Source organism: Plantactinospora sp. KBS50 (assembly GCF_002285795.1).
In the GTDB taxonomy this organism is placed as follows: Bacteria; Actinomycetota; Actinomycetes; order Mycobacteriales; family Micromonosporaceae; genus KBS50.
The window spans coordinates 3453780-3471895 of record NZ_CP022961.1 but is presented as its reverse complement, the minus strand read 5'-3'; the positions used below and the strand labels follow the sequence as shown (position 1 = coordinate 3471895).

The 18116-nt window shown below is 73.5% G+C and carries 15 protein-coding genes and 1 pseudogene; 10 read left to right on the top strand and 6 right to left on the bottom strand.

The window, feature by feature from the left end; all coding sequences use genetic code 11:
* Positions 1-119: 119 nt before the first annotated feature.
* The 9 genes and pseudogenes from pseB (at position 120) to CIK06_RS15435 (ending at position 8695) form a co-directional block, all read left to right on the top strand.
* Complete coding sequence (gene pseB / locus CIK06_RS15470; RefSeq protein WP_095565417.1) at positions 120-1103, top strand: UDP-N-acetylglucosamine 4,6-dehydratase (inverting); 984 nt, start codon at positions 120-122, stop codon at positions 1101-1103.
* 2 nt (positions 1104-1105) lie between these two features.
* Entirely contained in the window at positions 1106-2230 is a 1125-nt protein-coding gene (locus tag CIK06_RS15465; RefSeq protein ID WP_095567868.1) for a DegT/DnrJ/EryC1/StrS aminotransferase family protein, read from the top strand.
* 106 nt (positions 2231-2336) lie between these two features.
* A complete protein-coding gene (locus CIK06_RS15460; protein WP_095565416.1) occupies positions 2337-3065 on the top strand; it encodes a cytidylyltransferase domain-containing protein in 729 nt (242 codons plus the stop codon).
* A pseudogene (locus CIK06_RS15455) lies at positions 3062-4125 on the top strand (PseG/SpsG family protein). The gene CIK06_RS15460 and the pseudogene CIK06_RS15455 overlap by 4 nt, the downstream one beginning before the upstream one ends.
* A complete protein-coding gene (locus tag CIK06_RS15450; RefSeq protein WP_095565415.1) occupies positions 4122-5807 on the top strand; it encodes a glycosyltransferase family 39 protein in 1686 nt (561 codons plus the stop codon). Before CIK06_RS15455 ends, CIK06_RS15450 begins: the two are co-directional and overlap by 4 nt.
* A 26-nt stretch (positions 5808-5833) precedes the next feature.
* A complete protein-coding gene (locus tag CIK06_RS15445; RefSeq protein WP_095565414.1) occupies positions 5834-6952 on the top strand; it encodes a glycosyltransferase family 2 protein in 1119 nt (372 codons plus the stop codon).
* A 235-nt stretch (positions 6953-7187) separates the two neighbouring features.
* Positions 7188-7358, top strand: a complete 171-nt coding sequence (locus CIK06_RS29430) for a hypothetical protein (RefSeq protein WP_157756772.1) — start codon at positions 7188-7190, stop codon at positions 7356-7358.
* Between the two features lie 60 nt (positions 7359-7418).
* A complete protein-coding gene (locus CIK06_RS15440; protein ID WP_157756771.1) occupies positions 7419-7649 on the top strand; it encodes a hypothetical protein in 231 nt (76 codons plus the stop codon).
* Between the two features lie 473 nt (positions 7650-8122).
* Complete coding sequence (locus CIK06_RS15435) at positions 8123-8695, top strand: snapalysin family zinc-dependent metalloprotease (RefSeq protein ID WP_095565412.1); 573 nt, start codon at positions 8123-8125, stop codon at positions 8693-8695.
* Between the two features lie 158 nt (positions 8696-8853).
* Here the strand turns inward: CIK06_RS15435 and CIK06_RS15430 are convergent, their stop codons facing one another.
* Positions 8854-9582, bottom strand: a complete 729-nt coding sequence (locus CIK06_RS15430; RefSeq protein WP_095565411.1) for an HD domain-containing protein — start codon at positions 9580-9582, stop codon at positions 8854-8856.
* A 355-nt stretch (positions 9583-9937) separates the two neighbouring features.
* On the opposite strand from CIK06_RS15430, the gene CIK06_RS15425 reads away from it, so the two are divergent.
* The gene (locus tag CIK06_RS15425) at positions 9938-10273 is read left to right on the top strand and encodes a type II toxin-antitoxin system Phd/YefM family antitoxin (RefSeq protein ID WP_232533649.1); all 336 of its coding nucleotides are present in this window, start codon (positions 9938-9940) and stop codon (positions 10271-10273) included.
* A gap of 178 nt (positions 10274-10451) precedes the next feature.
* On the opposite strand, the gene CIK06_RS15420 is transcribed toward CIK06_RS15425, so the two are convergent.
* The 5 genes from CIK06_RS15420 to uxaC form a co-directional block, all read right to left on the bottom strand.
* Entirely contained in the window at positions 10452-12038 is a 1587-nt protein-coding gene (locus tag CIK06_RS15420) for a LamG-like jellyroll fold domain-containing protein (RefSeq protein ID WP_232533648.1), read from the bottom strand.
* 184 nt (positions 12039-12222) lie between these two features.
* Positions 12223-13605, bottom strand: a complete 1383-nt coding sequence (locus CIK06_RS15415; protein WP_095565410.1) for a polysaccharide lyase family 1 protein — start codon at positions 13603-13605, stop codon at positions 12223-12225.
* 338 nt (positions 13606-13943) lie between these two features.
* A complete protein-coding gene (locus tag CIK06_RS15410; RefSeq protein WP_232533647.1) occupies positions 13944-15398 on the bottom strand; it encodes a mannitol dehydrogenase family protein in 1455 nt (484 codons plus the stop codon).
* The gene (locus tag CIK06_RS15405; RefSeq protein WP_095565409.1) at positions 15389-16678 is read right to left on the bottom strand and encodes an enolase C-terminal domain-like protein; all 1290 of its coding nucleotides are present in this window, start codon (positions 16676-16678) and stop codon (positions 15389-15391) included. The genes CIK06_RS15410 and CIK06_RS15405 overlap by 10 nt, the downstream gene beginning before the upstream one ends.
* The gene (uxaC, locus tag CIK06_RS15400) at positions 16675-18105 is read right to left on the bottom strand and encodes a glucuronate isomerase (RefSeq protein ID WP_095565408.1); all 1431 of its coding nucleotides are present in this window, start codon (positions 18103-18105) and stop codon (positions 16675-16677) included. Before uxaC ends, CIK06_RS15405 begins: the two co-directional genes overlap by 4 nt.
* Positions 18106-18116: the final 11 nt, after the last annotated feature.

Here is an 18116-nt window from a genome sequence, read left to right as displayed (position 1 = left end):
CCTTTTCTTTCGGCGATGCGTGGTTATGCTTCCGACCCGAGTCGCGTTCGAAAACATCTGGCCGGGGCGATCTCCACGGCCGGGTCGCGTACCGAAACCCGCACCCTTGGAGCACAGTCTTGAGCGTTCTATCCGGATCATCCATCCTGGTCACCGGGGCCACCGGCTCCTTCGGGCGGGCGTTCCTCCGGTACGCACTCGCCGAACTCGATCCGCAGCGCATCGTGGTGTTCTCCCGGGACGAACTCAAGCAGTACGAGGTCCGGCAGCAGTTCGGCAACGACGCGCGGCTGCGGTTCTTCCTCGGCGATATCCGGGACCGGCACCGACTGGTCCGGGCCATGCACGGCATCGATCACGTGGTGCACGCCGCGGCCCTCAAGCAGGTGGACACGGCCGAGTACAACCCGTCGGAGTTCGTCGACACCAACATCGAGGGCTCCCAGAACGTGATCGACTCGGCGATCGAGTCCGGCGTGCAGCGGGTGGTGGCGCTCTCCACCGACAAGGCGTCCAGCCCGATCAACCTGTACGGCGCCACCAAGCTGGTCGCCGACAAGCTGTTCATCGCCGGCAACCACTACGCGGCACACCACCCCACCCGGTTCGCGGTGGTCCGGTACGGCAACGTGATGGGCAGCCGCGGCTCGGTGGTGCCGCTGTTCCGCCAGCTCGACGCGGCCGGCCGGAGCCTGCCGGTCACCGACAAGCGGATGACCCGGTTCTGGATCACCCTGGACCAGGCCGTGCGGTTCGTGGTCGAGTCGTTCGAGCGGATGCAGGGCGGCGAACTGTACGTGCCGCGCATCCCCAGCATGCGCATCCTCGACCTGGTCGAGGCGGTCGCTCCGGACGCCCCGACGCACGAGATCGGGATGCGCCCGGGGGAGAAGCTGCACGAGGAGATGATCTCCGCGGACGACAGCCGGCGGACCCTGCGGTTCGCCGACCGGTACCTGGTGCAGCCGGTGGTGGCCAGCTGGGGCTACCAGACGCCGCCGGGCGGGACGCCGGTGCCGGACGGCTTCACGTACCGGTCGGACAGCAACGACCTGTGGCTGTCGGTGGCGCAGATGCGCGCCATCCTGGCCGAGAAGCCGTGACGATGCTGCCGTACGGCCGGCAGTCGATCGACGACACGGACGTCGAGGCCGTGGTCGCCGCGCTGCGCAGCGACTGGCTGACCACCGGGCCGCGGGTGCGGCGCTTCGAGCGGGACCTGGAGGCCGTGGCCGGCGCCCCCTGCGTCGCGGTCAGCAACGGCACCGCCGCGCTGCACACCGCGTACGCGGCGGCCGGCCTCGGGCCGGGGGACGAGGTGGTGACCAGCCCCATGACGTTCGTGGCGACCGCCGCCACGGCCGTGCTGCTGGGCGCCCGGGTGCTGTTCGCCGACGTCGAGGAGGAGACCGCCAACCTCGACCCGGCCGCCGCTGCCGCACTGGTGAACGGCCGGACCCGGGCGCTGGCCGCGGTCGACTACGCGGGCCACCCGGCCGAGTACGACGACCTGCGCAAGGTCGCCGAGGCGGCCGGGGCCGTGCTGGTCGCCGACGCCGCGCACGCGCTCGGCTCGACGTACCGGGACCGGCCGGTCGGCAGCCTCGCCGACCTGACCACCTTCTCGTTCTTCCCCACCAAGAACCTCACCACCGGCGAGGGCGGTGCGGTCGCCGCCACCGATCCGGCGCTGCTGCGCCGCGCGGCCCGGTTCCGCAGCCTGGGCATGGTCCGGGACCGGGACCTGCTGCGCGACCCGGACGAGGGCGGCTGGCACCAGGAGGTGCACGAGTTCGGCCTGAACTACCGGCTGCCGGACGTGCTGTGCGCGCTGGGCAGCGCCCAACTGGCCCGGCTGGCGCACTTCCGGGCGCGCCGGGCGGCGCTCGTCGACCGGTACGACACGCTGCTGGCCGGCGTGCCGGGGCTGCGCCGCCCGGTCCGGCGCGCCTGGGTCGAGCCCACCCGGCACCTGTACCCGGTGCGGATCCTGGACGGGCGGCGTCGCGAGGTGTACGACCGGATGCGGGCCGCCGGCATCGGCGTACAGGTGAACTACATCCCGGTGTACTGGCACCCGGCCTTCGCCGACCTGGGCTACCGGCGCGGGATGTGCCCGGTGGCCGAGGCGTTCTACCGCGAGCAACTGTCGCTGCCGCTCTTCGTCGACCTGTCCGAGTCCGACCAGGACCGGGTGGTGGAGACGCTGCGCGCCATCCTCGACGGCTGACCCGCCCCGCACCGCGGCGGGCCGCCGCCGCGGTGGTCCCGGCGGCCCCACCGCCCGCCCCGGCACCACCCGACCGACCATCCGGAACCGTCAGGACAGGACCACCATGCGCACCCTCGGCATCATCCAGGCCCGGATGGGCTCCACCCGGCTTCCCGGCAAGGTGCTGCGCCGGCTCGGCGACCGGACCGTGCTGGAGCGCGTGGTCCGGGCGGCCCGGGCCAGCGGCGCCGTGACCGACCTCGTGGTCGCCACCAGCACCGCGCCCGAGGACGACGCGGTGGTCGCCGAGTGCGCGCGGATCGGCGTGCCCTGCGAACGCGGTCCGCTCGATGACGTGCTGGGCCGCTTCCTGCGGGTGCTGGACACCCGGGACAGCGAGGCCGTGCTGCGGTTCACCGCCGACTGCCCGCTGCTGGACCCGGGCCTGATCGCCCAGGTCACGGCGGCGTTCGCGGCACTGCCCGAGGTGGACTACCTGAGTACCTCGATCGCCCGTACGCTCCCACGCGGACTGGACGTGGAGATCGTCCGGCCGGGCGTGCTGCGCGCCCTCGACCCCCTGGCCACCGACTACCACCGCACCCACGTCACCTCGTACATCTACACTCACCCTGAGTTGTTCCGGGTGGCCGGGCTGACCCTGCAACCGGACCTGTCCCATCTGCGACTCACCCTGGACACCGCCGAGGACTGGCGGCTGATCAGCGAGATCGTGGCGCAGCTCGGCGACGAGCCGGTCCCGCTGCGCACCCTCGCCGGCTGGCTGGCCCAGCGGCCCCAACTGGGCCGGCTGAACGCGCACGTACGGCAGAAGGAACTGTCGAAGGCATGACCAGGATCGGTATCCGCTGCGACGCCGGCCCGGCGACCGGCGTCGGGCATCTGATGCGGTGCCTCGCGCTGGCCGACGAGCTGGTCGCCCGGGGGTCGCGGTGCACTTCCTGACCGACGTCGGCGGCCTGGCGTGGGCCGCCCGGCAACTGGCCGGCCGGCCGGTGGCCTGGCATCCGGCGCCCGCCGGACCGGCCGCGCTCGCCGCCGCGGCCCGGTCACTGCGGCTGGACGCGGTGGTGCTGGACTCGTACACGCTCGACCCGGCCTCCGGGCCGGCGCTGCGCGCCGACGGCCGGGTGGTGCTGGCCGTGGTCGACGGCGATCCGCGCGGCGCGGTCGCCGACCTGTACGTCGACCAGAACCTGGACGCCGAACTGGCCGCCGTCGACCTGCCGCCGGGCGCGGTCCGGCTGGCCGGGCTGCGCTACTGCCTGCTGCGCGGCGACGTCCGCCGGCTGCGCCCGGACCGCGCGCCCGGCACCGCCACCGCCACCGCCGCCACCACCGGTACGCCCCGGGTTCTGGGCTTCTTCGGCGGCACCGACGCGTACGCCGCGGCGCCGGTGCTCACCCGGCTGCTGCTGAACACCGGTGCGCCGCTGGCGGCCACGATTGTCGGCGCGACCGGGCCGATCCGGGCCGCCCTGCACGAGCTGCGCCCGGCCGCCGGCCAGCGGCTGCGCGTCGTCGCGCCCACCGACGACCTCGCCCGGCTGATGGCCGAGGCCGACCTGGTGGTCGGCGCCAGCGGCACGTCCGCCTGGGAACTGCTCTGCCTGGGCCGGCCGGCCGCGCTGGTCTGGGTGGTGGACAACCAGCGGCTCGGCTACGACCGGCTGGTCCACCGGGGACTGGTGGCCGGCCTGGGCCGGCTCGCGGACCTGGCGACCGAGCCGGTGGCCGCGCGGGCCACGGCCACCCTGCGGTCCCTGCTCACCGACCCGCTCCGGCGGGCCGGGCTGGCCGACCGGGCGTGGGCGGCGGTGGACGGCGACGGCGTCCGGCGGGTGGCGGCCGAGCTGCTGCGCCGGGTGGCGCCGGAGCGGGTGCCGGGGTGACCGCGCCGGTCCCGGTGACCGACCGCCCCGATCCGGCCGACCGTGCTGGGCAGGCCGAGCGTGCCGGGCAGGCCGACCGTGCCGATCCACCCGATCCACCCGGTCCGTCCGCTGTCCGGCGCGGTGCGTCGGCGGGCCGGATCGGCCGGCTCCGGGCGCTGGTCCCCGTGCTGGTCCCCGCGCTGGTGCCGGGACTGGCCATGCTGGTCGTCGGGCGCTACCGGCTGCGGAACCCGTCCCTCGGCTGGGACGAGCACGCCACCTGGGCGGTGGCCCGCCGGACCGTACCGCAGATCCTGCACCAGGCCACCCACCTGGACGGCGTGATCGCGCCGTACTACCTGTTCGTGCACGCCTGGACGGCGATCTTCGGCGACTCCGAGCTGGCGCTGCGGCTGCCCTCGCTGCTGGGCGTGGCGATCGGCGTGGGGCTGGCCGGGGAGCTGGGCCGGCGGCTGTTCGACCCGGTGGTCGGGCTGACCGGCGGGCTGTTCCTGGTCGCGGTTCCGCAACTGTCCCGGTACGCGCAGGAGGCCCGCCCGTACGGCTTCGAGTTCCTCTTCGCGACCCTGGCCACCCTGCTGCTGTACGCGGCGCTGGACCGCCCGTCGTGGTCCCGGTGGCTGCGCTACGGCCTGGCAGTCACGCTGCTCGGCTGGTCCCACGTCATCGGCCTGCTCGTGCTGGCCGGGCACGCGGTCGTGGTGCTGTCCCGGGGCCGGCCGGGCCGCGACCGCGCGGTCACCCGATGGCTGTGCACCGTGCCGGCCGCCGTGGCGCCGGTGCTGCCGCTGGTGGCGCTCGGCCTCGCTCAGCGCGACCGGCAGTTGGCCTGGATCGGTGACCTCACCCTCGCCCAGGTGCTGAACGCCCCCGGCGCGATCTTCCTGGCTCCCGTGGTCGGGCTGCCGCTCGTCGGGCTGGCGCTGGCCGCCCGCTGGCCGCGACCCCGACCGGTCCGGGACCTCGCGGCGCTCGCCGTGCTGCCGCCGGCGCTGCTGCTGGCCGCCTCGGCGCCCGGCGCGTCGATGTGGGTGCCGCGGTACGTCATCGGCGTGCTCGCGCCGGTCTGCCTGCTCGCCGCGGTCGCGCTGCGCGGCCCGGTGGCCCGGACGGTGCCGGTCGCGCTGCGCGGATCGGGGGCGCGGACGGTGCCGGTGCTGCGGATCGCGCTGGCGCTGCTGCTCGTCGTGGCCGCGGCGGTGCCGACGCAGCGGGCCGTGCGCGGCCCCGCCGCCCGGGCGGGATGGACTTCCGGGCCGCCACCCGGATCATCGTGGACCGGCAGCGCCCGGCGGACGGCATCCTGTACGGCCGGGTCGGCACCTGGTCGCTGCGCTCCGGCTTCGACTACCAGACCCGGGGCCGGTCCCGACCGCGGGATGTCCTGCTGGTCCGCCCGGCGGCCGAGGTGGGCGAACTGGAGGCGGGGGAGTGCGCGGATCCGGCGCCGTGCCTGGGCGGCGCCGACCGGATCTGGTACCTCGGTGCGCGGCGCGACGACAACGCCCTGTCCGACCTCGGCGGCCGGGAGCGCGCCGCGCTGGACCGCGGCTACCGGCTGGTCCGGCTGTGGCGGCTGCACCTGGGCACGGTCGCGCTCTACGAGCGGCGCTGAAACGGCGTTTTGCCCGCTGTTCACCCGGTGTCAGCCCGCTGCACGCCCGGGTGTGACGGTCTGACAACGTACGGCACAGAGGGTGTCGGGGTGACCGCGAGACCTTCCCCCGGCCGTGACCCGCTGCTCACCGTGGTGGTCCCGGTGTACGGCGTGGAACCCTTCCTGCGCGCCTGCCTCGACTCCGTGCTGTCCGACGGCGGCGCCGACCTTGAGGTGGTGGCGGTCGACGACGCGTCGCCGGACGGCTGCCCGGGACTGCTCGACGGGTACGCCCGGTCGGATCCCCGGATGACCGTGCTGCACCTGGAGTCGAACGTCGGGCTGGGCCGCGCCCGCAACGCCGGCCTGGCCCGAGCCGGCGGGGAGTACGTCTGGTTCGTCGACAGCGACGACGTGCTGCCGCCCGGATCGGTCGACGCGGTGCTGTCCGCGCTGCGGGCGCACCGTCCGGACGTCCTGCTGGTCGACCACCTGCGGGTGTACGACCCGGACGGCCGGACCGAGACCGACCCGAGCAGTCGGGTGCTGCGCGACGCCGGCGCCGTGGGTCCACTGTCGGCGCATCCGCACCTGGTGGAGTTCCAGCACGCGGCCTGGAACAAGGTGGTCCGCCGGGGTCACCTGCGCGACCGTGACCTGCGTTTCTACCCCGGCTGGTACGAGGACTGCGCGTTCAGCCACCCGCTGCTGCTGGGCGCCGGCACGATCGCCGTGCTGGACCGGGTCTGCTACCACTACCGCCAGCGGGTGACAGGCGGGATCACCCGGACCGTCAGCGAGCGGCACTTCGACGTCTTCGACCAGTACGAGCGGGTCTTCGGCGAACTGGACCGGATCGGCTCCGCCGCGGAGCCGTTCCGGGCCCGGGTCTTCCGGCTGATGGTCGATCACTACCTGGTGATCGCCGGCAACGACCAGCGGCTGCCCGAGCGGCTGCGCGCCGAGTTCTTCCACCGGGCGGCCCGGCACTTCCGCCGCTACCGGCCGGCGGACGGCTATCCGGCGCCGGGCGGCGTGACCGGGCTCAAGCACCGGTTCCTGGCCGCCGACGCCTACCGGGCCTACGCGGCGCTGCGCCGGGCGTACCGGCTGGCCGGCGCCACCGGCGGCGCCGCAGCGGCGGGCCGGCCCGCGGTCGCCGCGGGATCCGGTCCGCAGGTCGCGCCCGCGGAGTCGGCGACGGCGTCCCGCGCCTTCTCCGGCTGACGCCCGCACCCGGCTGACGCCCGCACCCGAGCGGGGCGCGTTCACGGTCGGGGCGCGTTCACGGAAGCAGGATCGGATCTCCGAGGCCGATGCCGGGCAGGCCGCCGCCGTTGTTGCCGGCAGCGGCGTCGGCCCCTGCCTGCAACGGACTTTTGAGTTTCCCCGGGCGTACAACTCGATCCGCAACCGCGAGATGCCGGTCACATCGACATCGATCGCTGTCGGATTTCCCGGCGTGGTGGTGAAGGTCGTGGGCGCGCGCCGGTCCAGCGTGATGTCGATCCGGTACCTGCCGGTGCTGGTGTCCAGAACGGCCGCCGTCGTGGTGAACCGGGTGAACTTCCTGCCCAGCGTCACCTCGCGGACCTGCGGAGAAGATCCGTTGCAGAAGATCGAGCACTGGTAGACCAGCGCGCGACCGTACGTGGTGCCGTCGATCTCCACCGTGCCGGGCTCGTCGAGGTCGATGCTGCTGTTGGTGTCCTCCTCGACGGCGGGCAGGTCGAGCAGTGAGGCGGCCATCACCGGAGGCGACTCGGGGGATTCCGGCGACGGTGGCCTCACCTGTGTCGGTGTCGGACCGGCCGGTGCGGTGGTGGATCCCGGTCCGCTGGTCGATGCCGAGGTGGCCGTCGGGTCCGCGCCCGGCAGGGACGTTCCATCCGTCGGCTGGGACGAGCGGTTCGCCAACGTCTGAACGGCGATGAAGACGACGCAGGCCACGGTCAACGCGGCCAGGTAGGGCCTCATGGGATGGGACTTGTCCACCATGGCATTGGCGATGACGCCGGCGATCGCGCCGCCGAATGCCGCCGCAAGGGCCGCGACGAACGTCAACATGACTCCAGTGTGCATCGCCGCCCGGCGGTCGCAACGATGGGCCCGACGTTTCGCCACGGGCCGTCGCGGGACCGGCGTGCTGGAATCGGGTCAGGACAGTGAGGGGATCATCGGGCGGTCGTGGCGCTCGGTGCCCGCATGGCCGGACCGCTGCGTGGCGTGCGCGGTACCGGGCGGAACCGGACGTGTTCGATCATGTGCCCACCTGCCGGACCGATGCCGCCGTGGGCGGATCGCGGGGATGCGGACGTGCGTAGGTGTAGACATCCATATATGCGAATTAGTAAGCTTCCCTAACCCTCGTTCAGTGCCGAAATGGGAGTGTGAAGCATGCCCCTGCGCCCGCTCGTTCGTGTCCTGGCCACCCTCTCGGCCGCCGCGTTGGCCGTGCTCGGCGGTGTCGCCGTCAGCGGCGCGCCGGCCGCGGCCGCGGCCAGCCTCGACGCCACGGTCTGCTACAGCACCAGCCAGGCCGGCCCGTACGCGAGCTACGCCAACCAGGCCGCGACGATCTGGAACAACGCCACCAACAACGTGAACATGTCCCGCTGCGGCTCGAACATCATGATCTACTACACGTCCGGCGGCGGCTCGTACGCGGTGCGGTACAGCCTCGGCAACGGGTACATCGTGATCGACAGCCAGCAGGCGGCGCAGTACAGCCCGCTGCGGATCGTGGCTCACGAGATGGGACACCTGCTCGGCCTGCCGGACAACTACAACGGCAGCTGCGCGATCCTGATGTCCGGCGGCAGCGCCGGCACGTCCTGCACCAACCCGTACCCGAGTGCGGCCGAGGCCGCGCGGGTGGACCAGAACTTCGGCGGCTACGCGATCAGCGGCGGCGCCGGGACCACGGTCTTCCAGGACAGCTGGCCGGCGCTCTCCGGCGCCGCCCGCTGAGCGGTTTCCGGCAGGGCTGAGCCCGACCGGGTTCGGCACGGCGCCCCGGCACCCGCACGGGTGTCGGGGCGCCGCCGTGCCGGCCGGCCGCCGCCGTGCTTTGCCGTGCCCGCCGACCGGCCGCCGCCGTGCCGGGTGGCGCTCGGTCGCCGGGCGCGTCAGTTGTCGGAGGGTGCGTCCAGGATGGCGCTGAACCGCTCCTCGGCAAGGTCCAACTGGTCGTAGATGTGTTGCTTCACCGGCTCGGCCAGCGGGGTGTCCGCCCGGGCGACCAGGTCCCGCAGCACCGGAACGAGCGGCCGGTACTTGACCGCCGAGGACAGCACCTTCGGGCCGACAGTGTGGATGATCCCCACCCCGTTGTCGGTGAAGTCGGAGACCTTGATGACCCGCGCCCAGGGCTCCCGTTCCAGGTTCGCCGCCACGTGCTCGCGGTACTGCGTGTTGCGGTCCCGGTCCGGGTCGTACTCCGGGTTGGTCACGGCCGCGACCAGCCGGGCCACCCGGGCGCCGAACCGGTCGGCCAGGGCGGCCAGCGCGGCCCTGCGCAGGTCGGCCCCGGCGGGCAGGTCGCCGGCCAGCTCCGCCGGATGGTCCTCCACGGTGTCGTGCAGCAGGCCGGCGACGATGACGTCGACGTCCCGTACCTGGTAGTGGTGCATCATCCGGATCGCCACCCGCAGCAGGTGGTTCAGGTACGGTTCGCGCACCCGCCGGTCGTCCCGGTGCAGGGCGGCGGCGAGTTCGAGGGCGGCGGTCAGCCGGCGGCGGGCCGGCGGGTCGAACCGCTCGATCTCCAGCCGGAACCGTTCCAGCAGCCCCGACTCGCCATGGATCTCGGTTATCGCATGCATCGGCATCGAGCCCAGGTGCCCGGGGAGATCCATGGGTCACTTATAGCCGATCCGCGGTCCCGGGGTGGGGACGCCACCTGTGCCACCCCGCCCCGCCGCCGTCACCGCCCGCCGCCGTCACCGCCCGCCGCCGTCAACGCCCGCCGGCCAGCACCGGGCGCCCGTCGCCGTCCGCCGCTCGTCAGCCGCCACCCGCCGGCCCGGTCGCGCCTGGACGGCGCGGTGCCGGGAGGCGCTGCCGGGAGGCGGTGCCGCCGGAAAGTGTCGGACCCGGGCGGCATCATCCATCCATGGTTGTCCCCGCCCTGACGCCGGTTCGGATCCACCGCGCGCACTGCCGCTGCGCGAGGTCCGCACCCGGCTGACCCAGCTCGTCGGCCTGGCCGAGGTGAACGACACCGTCACGATGATCACCCGCGACGGCGACCCGCGGCCGGTTGCCGCGATCGTGCCGGCGGCCGCGGCCCGCACCGCCGCGCAGGCCCGCGCGGACGCCGACCGGGTGGCCGCCGTCTCGGCCGGCTGGGCCCGTCGGCTGGAGGAGCAGCACCGGCGCGGCGCCCACCGGCACGCGGCCGAGCTGCGGGCCCTGGCCACGGCGTTGGCCGAGGCGTGGGCCGAGTTGGACCGCCGGGCCGGTCCGGGCGGTGATCCGGCGCTCGCCCGGCTCCGGGCCGGGCACGCCGCGCTGCTCACCGACGTGCGGGAGGCCACCGCCGCGTAGGGGCCGGCTCCAGACGCTGTCCCGGGGCCGGAACGGCCGGCCGCCCGTCCGGGCCGCCCCGCCGGCCGCCCGTCCGGGCCGCGCCGGGGAACGGCCGGCCGCCCGGACGGTGACGTCCGGGCGGCCGGGTGGTTCCGGTGGTTCGGGTGGTTCGGGTCGTGCCGGGGGACCGGCCGGCTCAGGTGGAGATGTGGCCCGTGCCGGCGCCCGCGGTGACGCTGGCCTTCACGCCGCTCGCGGAGTCCAGCGTGTACGAGTACGGGATGCTCGCCACGCTGCCGTTGGTCTCCGGCGTACCGGAGTTGACGAAGTAGTTGTTCCGCTGGACCAGGTTGCCGTTGGGCGAGGAGCCCTCGCCGACGTGGGTCGGGTCGGGTTCGTTCTCGAAGTAGTTGCCCTCGACGAGCACGCCCGCGTTGCAGGTGGTGGCGATGCCGTAGCTGTAGTCCGAGGTGCCCGGGCTGAGGTAGTAGTAGTTGTTGTACACGTGCACCGGGTTGCCGAACCGGACCCGCGGGTTGCGCTGGAAGCAGTTGCTGAAGTAGTTGTGGTGGTACGTGACCTTCAGCTTGCCGGTGTCCTCGGAGCTGTTGCTGTCACTGTGCCCGACCAGCGAGCACTTGACGTGGTCGTGGACCTTGTTCCAGGACACGGTGATGTAGTTCGACGCGTGCGTGATGTCGATCAGGCCGTCGTAGTAGTCGGTGCCGTGCGTGGTGTCGCTGGACAGGTCGTTGTGGTCGAGCCACACGTTCGTCGTGTTGTCCAGGTGCAGCGCGTCGCCGTTGCCGGTGCTCGCCTGCACCTTGGAGATCTGCATGTTCCGGATGATGATGTTGTGCGCGTCGCGCAGGTTCAGGCCGCAGCCGGTGAGTCCGGAGCCGGAGCCGACGCCGAGGATCGTCTTGTTGGAGCCGACCCGGATCTCGGTGGAGCAGGAGAAGTTGCCGCTGACCCGGACGGTCTGTGCCGAGTCGCCGCTGACCGCGCTGGTCAGCGCGCTGGCCGAGGTGACCGTCACGGTCCCGCCGCCGCTGCCGCCGGTCGTACCGCCGCCCTGGGTGGCCCAGCCGCTGACGCCGGTCTGCGGCGGCGCGGTGGTCGGCGGTGCCGTGGTCGGGGCGGCGGTGGTGGGCGCGGCGGTGGTCGGCGCGGCCGTGGTGGGCGTCGTGCCGCTGCTGTCCACCACGACGTCGTCGAACCGGGCGGTGGCGTACACGGTGACCAGGACGATCCGGCCGGCGCTGTAGGCGCTGTCGCTGCCCGAGCCGATCTGCGTGCCGTTGACGTAGCCGCGGATGGTGCTGCCGCTGGCGTCGATGCGCAGGGTGTACCAGGTGCCGGTGGAGACCGTCAGCGCGGCCGAGCCGAGCACGGTGATCGAGCTGCCGTTGACGACCTGCAACTCGGCCCGGTTGGCGCTGGTGAGGGCCAGCCGGTACATCTTGGTGGCGCTGGTGGAGCGGGCCGCGATGCCGACCAGCCCGGTGCCGTTGAACGACAGCGGCTTGACCCGGGCCTGCACCCCGTAGCTGGTCCAGCCGGTGTCGCCGGCGAAGACCCGGGCCAACTCGCTGTCGGCCTTGCCCTGCTGGTACGTGGGGGTGCCGTCGGTGACGACCGACCAGTCGCCGCCGGACTTGGACCAGCCGTCGGCGTTGCCGTCGTTGAAGTCGTCGCTGAACAGGGTGGCGGCCGCGGCCCCGGTGGTCATGACGGCGGTCATGGCGACGGTGGTCAGCAGGGCGCCGGCGGCCGCCAGCAATCCCCGCCGGATGGTTCTGGTGCTGGCTCTGGTTCTGCGGTGCACGGGATCCTCCAGGCGCTGTGTGGGGTGAGGAGGGGTGGGGTGGGCCCGCGGGGCGGCGGCCATGCCCGGCCGCCGTCCCGCGGTGCTTCGCGGCGCCCGCCGCGGGGGTGGTGCTGTGGTGGCGGGGCGCCGCGGAGGTTCAGACCGGCAGCCGGTTGGCCCCGGCGAGCAGTCGTACCGCGAACGGCACCAGCGGGGCCGGCAGTACCGGGCCGGCGCGCAGCACGGGGGTCCAGCCGACGTCGCCGGCCAGGTCCGGGTCGTGCGTGGCGTTGTACGCGGCGAGCAGGTCGACGGGGTGGGGCAGCGCGCCGCCCTCGCGGACCCAGTTGCCGCGCACCGTGATCGCGGTGCCGCCCCAGTCGTAGAGCAGGTCGGCGGCCGTGGTCCCGTCGTTGAGGTCGAAGTAGTTGTTCTCGGCGTAGAGGGACGACTGCACGCCGACGCCGAGGGCGTAGACGAAGTCCGGCCCGCCGAGCCGGTAGTAGTTGTTGTAGACGTCGACCTGGCCGAACCGGACCCGGGGCAGCCGTTGCAGGTCGCCGTCGAAGTAGTTGCCGTGCACGGTCACCTTGAGCCGGTCGACGTCCGGGCCGACGGTGTTCGACGAGCCGATCAGCATCAGCTTGTCCCGCCCGGTGAACCGGTTGTACGTGACGGTGACCAGGCTGGCGGTGTGGGTGATGTCCAGCGAGCCGTCGTGCACCTGGTAGGGCCGGCCGAAGTAGAGCGGCTGGCCGCTGTCCGGGTTGTCGCCGTCGCTGAAGGAGCTGTGGTCCACCCAGACGTGTTCGCTGCGCCGGACCGAGAGGTTGTCGTACTGCGAGTTCCAGTTGCCGGTGTCGCCGTCGGTGGGCGACCAGGCCGGGAAGCAGTCGCGGGCGTCCACGAAGGTGAGGTTGCGCACGATCACGTTGTTCGCGCTGTCGATCATCAGGGTCAGCCCGGTCAGGCTGGCGCCGTGCCGGCCGATGATCGTGGTGTTGGGCCCGACGTTGATCTGGGTCTGCCGGGTCTGGTTGGCCACCGAGCGCACCCGGGCCTCCTCCAGCGGGCCGGTGGGGTTGGTCCGCCCCCACACCGCCGGGTCGTAGGTGGCCAGGTAGGCGTCCAGCGTGTAGTCGGGGTCGGCCAGGTCGGCGCAGTCCAGCAGGTGTCCGTCGTCGGCCTCGAACCCGTCCACCCGGCCGTCGATGAAGATGATCTTCGGCGTGGCGTTGCTCCGGTTGGTGGCGTTGTCTCCGCCCAGCGCGTCGACCAACTCGGCGCGGCTGGACACCACGTACACCTGGTCGGCGCCGGCGGTGGAGCCGCCGGTGGTGCCGCTGTCGATGGCGGCCCAGCCGTCGTTGTCCGGCAGCACCTGGCGGCCCAGGGCGTTCGCCGCCGGGCCGAGCTGCCGCTCGGCGGTGCCCGCGCGCGTCGGGGTGACGGCGCTCGCGGGGGTCGGGGCCAGGGCGGCCGGGGCGGTCAACGCGAGGACGGCCGCGAGCGTCCTCGCGGCCGATCTGCGGTATCGCATGTCGCACACTCCGTCGGTATGTCGTCTAACTCTCGTAACGAGGTTGAAATACATCTATTACGAAAGGTAGAGACATCCACTCGGATTAGTCAATGAAATATGTGTGCAAATATGTTGCAATGATTTTAGGCGTGGCGTATTTTCCGAGCCCGCGGGGGTCGATAATTGTCCGCTTGCCCGAATTCTCGGCGGCGTTTCCGGCGAATGTTTGCACCGCGTTTTCCGTCCGGGTGACCGCCGGCGGGTATCAGCCGACCTCCTTTCCGTGGGACATCCTCACACCGCCCGCGCCAGGGTGCCCGCGACGCCGTGCCGGTCCAGTTCGGTCAGCCAGCCCGTCACCGCCGCCCGGATCCGGTCGTCCCCGGCCAGCTCGGTCGGGAAGACCTCGGTGAGGCCGAGCAGCGCGTCCGCCACCCCGCGGGGGTGTCCGGGTGCCCGGCCAGCCTCGCCCGGATCCGCTCGGCCAGCGGGTCGTCCAGGGTGAGCGCGCAACCGTCGTCGGCGTACCCCCGGGCGAACCGCATCCAGGCCGCCACCACCAGCGTGGCCCAGTGCGCGCTCCGGCCGGCCGCCGACAGGTCGGCGATGGTGTGCAGGATCCGCTGCGGCAGCTTCTGCGAACCGTCCATCGCCACCTGGATGGTGCGGTGCCGGATCGCCGGGTCGGCGAACCGGCCCAGCACCTGCTCCCCGTACCCGACCACGGAGATCCCGTCCGGCGGGCGGAAGCTCGCCGCCACGTCCTCGGCGACCAGCCGGCGCAGCACGTCGGGCAGGTGCGGCAGGGCCAGCGCGTCCGCGATGGTCTCCCGACCGGCCAGCGCGCCCAGGTAGGCCGCCGCCGAGTGCACGCCGTTGAGCGTGCGCAGCTTCAGCCGCTCCCACGGCCCGGCGTCGTCGGTCAGCACCGCGCCCGCGCGCTCCCACGCCGGGCGGCCGGCGGGGAACCGGTCCTCGATCACCCACTGCCGGTACGGCTCGGCGGTCACGGCCGCCAGGTCGGTCACGCCCAGCGCGTCGGCCGCGGCCGCGATCGTCGCCGGGGTGCTGGCCGGCACGATCCGGTCCACCATGGTGCCCGGGAAGGTCACCCGCTCGGCGATCCACTCCGCCGCCCGGTCCGGCACCCGCGCGTACCCGATCGCCTCGGTGACCAGGCCGGCCAGCCGCCGCCCGTTGGCCGGCAGGTTGTCACAGCTGACCAGCGCCAGCGGGCCGGCGTCGGCGGCCGCGCGGGCCAGCAGGCCGCGCAGCAGCAGACCGGGCACGGTCACCGGCGGTCGGTCGCCGGTCAGGTCCGCGGCCAGCTCGGCGTCCGGGCGCAGCCGCCCGGTCGCCGGGTCGAGCTGGTACGCCTTCTCGGTGACGGTGAGCGTGACCACCCGGATCGCCGGGTCGGCCAGCAGCGCCACCACCGCCGCCGGATCGCTGGCCGCGTGGCGCACCCCGTGCAGCGCCCCGATCACCTGCGTGTGGTTGCCGGCCGAGGCGGCGGTGGTCACGCTGAACAGCGCGTCCTGCGCGGCCAGCTCGTCCACCACCGTACGGCTGCGCGGGGCGACGCCGATGATGCCCCAGTCCCCGCCGGCCGCCGCCACCGCGGCCTCGGTGTAGACCGCCTGGTGCGCGCGGTGGAACGCGCCCAGTCCCAGGTGCACGATGCCGGCCGGCACGCTGCCGGGTCGCAGCAGCGGTCGGCTGGCGGCCGGGACCCGGGACAGGGTGCGCAGCGTCAACCGCTCGCCGGCCAGCGGCCCGGCGGCCCGGTCGGCGCCGGCCCTCACCGCCACGCCGGGCCGTCCGGGAAGGAGAACCGGGCGATGGACTCCGGCCGCATCGTGCTGCTGTAACCGGGTTGGTCGGGCAGCAGGTAGCGGCCGTCGCGGGTGCGCACCGGGTCGACGAAGTGCTCGTGCAGATGATCGACGTACTCGACCATCCGGCCGGTCAGGGCGGTGCCCACCCGCAGGTAGTCGAAGATCGCCAGGTGCTGCACGTACTCGCACAGCCCCACCCCGCCGGCGTGCGGGCAGACCGGCACGCCGAACTTGGCCGCCAGCAGCAGCTCGGCGAGCACCTCGTTCACCCCGGCGACCCGGCAGGCGTCGATCTGCATCACCCCCAGCGCCCCGGCCTGGAGGAACTGCTTGAACATCACCCGGTTGGCCGCCACCTCGCCGGTGGCCACCCGGACCGGCGCGACGGCCTGGGCGATCCGGGCGTGCCCCAGCACGTCGTCGGCGTGCGTGGGCTCCTCGATCCAGTACGGTTCGACCTCGGCCAGCACGGCCATCTTCTCGATCGCCTCGTCGACGTCCCACACCTGGTTGGCGTCCATCATCAGCAGCGCGTCGGGGCCGATCTCCGCGCGGATGATCCGGGCCCGCCGCAGGTCGTCGGCCAGCTCGCCGCCGACCTTCATCTTCATCGCCCGCCAGCCCTGCCCGTACGCGGCGCGGGTCAGCGCCCGCACCTTGTCGTCCGGGTAGCCGAGCCAGCCGACCGAGGTGGTGTACGAGGGGAAGCCGTCCCGGTCCAGTTCGGCGCAGCGGTCGGCGAGCCCGATCAGCCCCTTGTCCAGGATGCTGGCGGCCTCGTCCGGGGTGAGCGCGTCGGTGATGTGCCGGAAGTCGATGTTCGCCACCAGCTCCGCGGTGGGCAGGTCGGCCAGGAACCGCCACAGCGGCCGGTCGGCGAGCTTGGCCCGCAGGTCCCACACGGCGTTCACCAGCGCGCCGGCGGCCATGTGGATGACGCCCTTCTCCGGCCCCAGCCAGCGCAGTTGCACGTCGGCGGTGAGCGACCGCCAGAACGCCACCGGCTCCGCGGCGATCTCCTCGACCGTCCGGCCGGTCACGTGGTGCGCGAGCGCGTGGACCGCCGCGCAGGTGATCTCGTTGCCGCGCCCGTTGGTGAAGGTGAAGCCGGCGCCGGTCGGCCCGGCGTCGGTGCGCAGCTCGACGTACGTGGCCGAGTAGTCGCCCCGGTTGATGGCGTCGGAGCCGTCGCCGTCGCGGGCGGTGGGGAACCGGACGTCGTGCACGTCCACGGCGGTGATGGTGGTGCTCATCGGTGCGCCTCCCCGTCCAGCCGGAAGACCTTGCGGGGCAGGTGGTACGCGAGGTCGACGATGGTCTCGGCGGCCTCGTCCAGCGGCAGCCGGTGCTCGGCGACCAGCCGGGCCAGGAATCCGGCGTCCACCCGGCGGGCCACCTCGTGCCGGACCGGGATGGAGCAGAACGCCCGGGTGTCGTCGACGAACCCGGCGGTGTTGTAGAAGCCGGCGCTCTCGGTCACCGACTCGCGGAACCGGCGCAGCACCTCCGGCGAGTCCAGGAACCACCAGGGCGCGCCGAGATAGAGCGCGGCGTAGCCGCCGGCCAGCGGCGCCAGCTCGCGGCTGAAGGTGTACTCGTCCAGGGTGTACAGCACCACCCGCAGCCGGGGGTCGTTGCCGTACGCGTCCAGCAGCGGCGCCAGCGCGTGCACGTACTCGGTGGCCTGCGGTACGTCGCCGCCGGTGTCCCGGCCGTGCCGGGCGTACAACCACCGGTTGTGGTTGCGGACCGCGCCCGGGTGCAGTTGCAGCACCAGCCCGTCCTCCAGCGACATCCGGGCGAACTCCAGCAGCATGTGCGCCCGGAACGCCTCGGCGTCGGCCGCGTCGGCGCCGCCGCGCAGCCCCCGCTCGTACAGCTGGGCCGCCTCGCGGGCGGACAGCGACAGCGTGCCGGCGGTGGGATGGCCGTGGTCGGAGCTGGTGGCGCCGGCGGCGATGAACGCCTCCCGGCGCCGGCGCAGCGCCTCCAGGTAGCCCTCGTAGGCCATGGTGTCCGTGCCGGCGACCTCGCCGAGTCGGGCCACGTTGTCCTGCCAGCCGTCGAACTCCATGTCCACCACGTTGTCCGGCCGGAACGTGGTGACCACCCGACCGCCCGGCCCACCCCAGCCGTCGGCCGCCAGCTTGGCGTGCCGGCCCAGGTCGTCCAGCGGCGATTCGGTGGTGGCCAGCACCTCGATGTTGAAGCGCTCGAACAGCGCCCGGGGCCGGAACTCCGGCTCGGCCAGCCGGTCGGCGATCTCGTCGTACACGCGGTCCGCGGTCTGCGGCGACAGCGCGGTGTCCACCCCGAACACGGTGCGGAAGGTGCGTTCCAGCCAGAGCCGGGACGGGGTGCCGCGGAACAGGTACCAGTGCTCGGCGAACCGGCGCCAGATCCGCCGGCCGTCGGTCTCCACCGGGCTGCCGTCCCGGCTCGGCACGCCGAGTTCCGCCGGCGGCACGCCCTGGCTGAGCAGCATCCGGGTCAGGTAGTGGTCGGGCACGATGAGCAGCTGCGCCGGGTCGGGGAACGGCGTGTCGTCGGCCAGGATGGCCGGGTCGACGTGCCCGTGCGGCGAGATCAGCGGGCGCTCCGCCACCAGCGCGTACAGGTCCCGGGCGATGGCCCGCTGGTTCGGTTCGGCGGGCAGGAGCAGGTCGGGGGCGGCGGGCACGGATGGTCTCC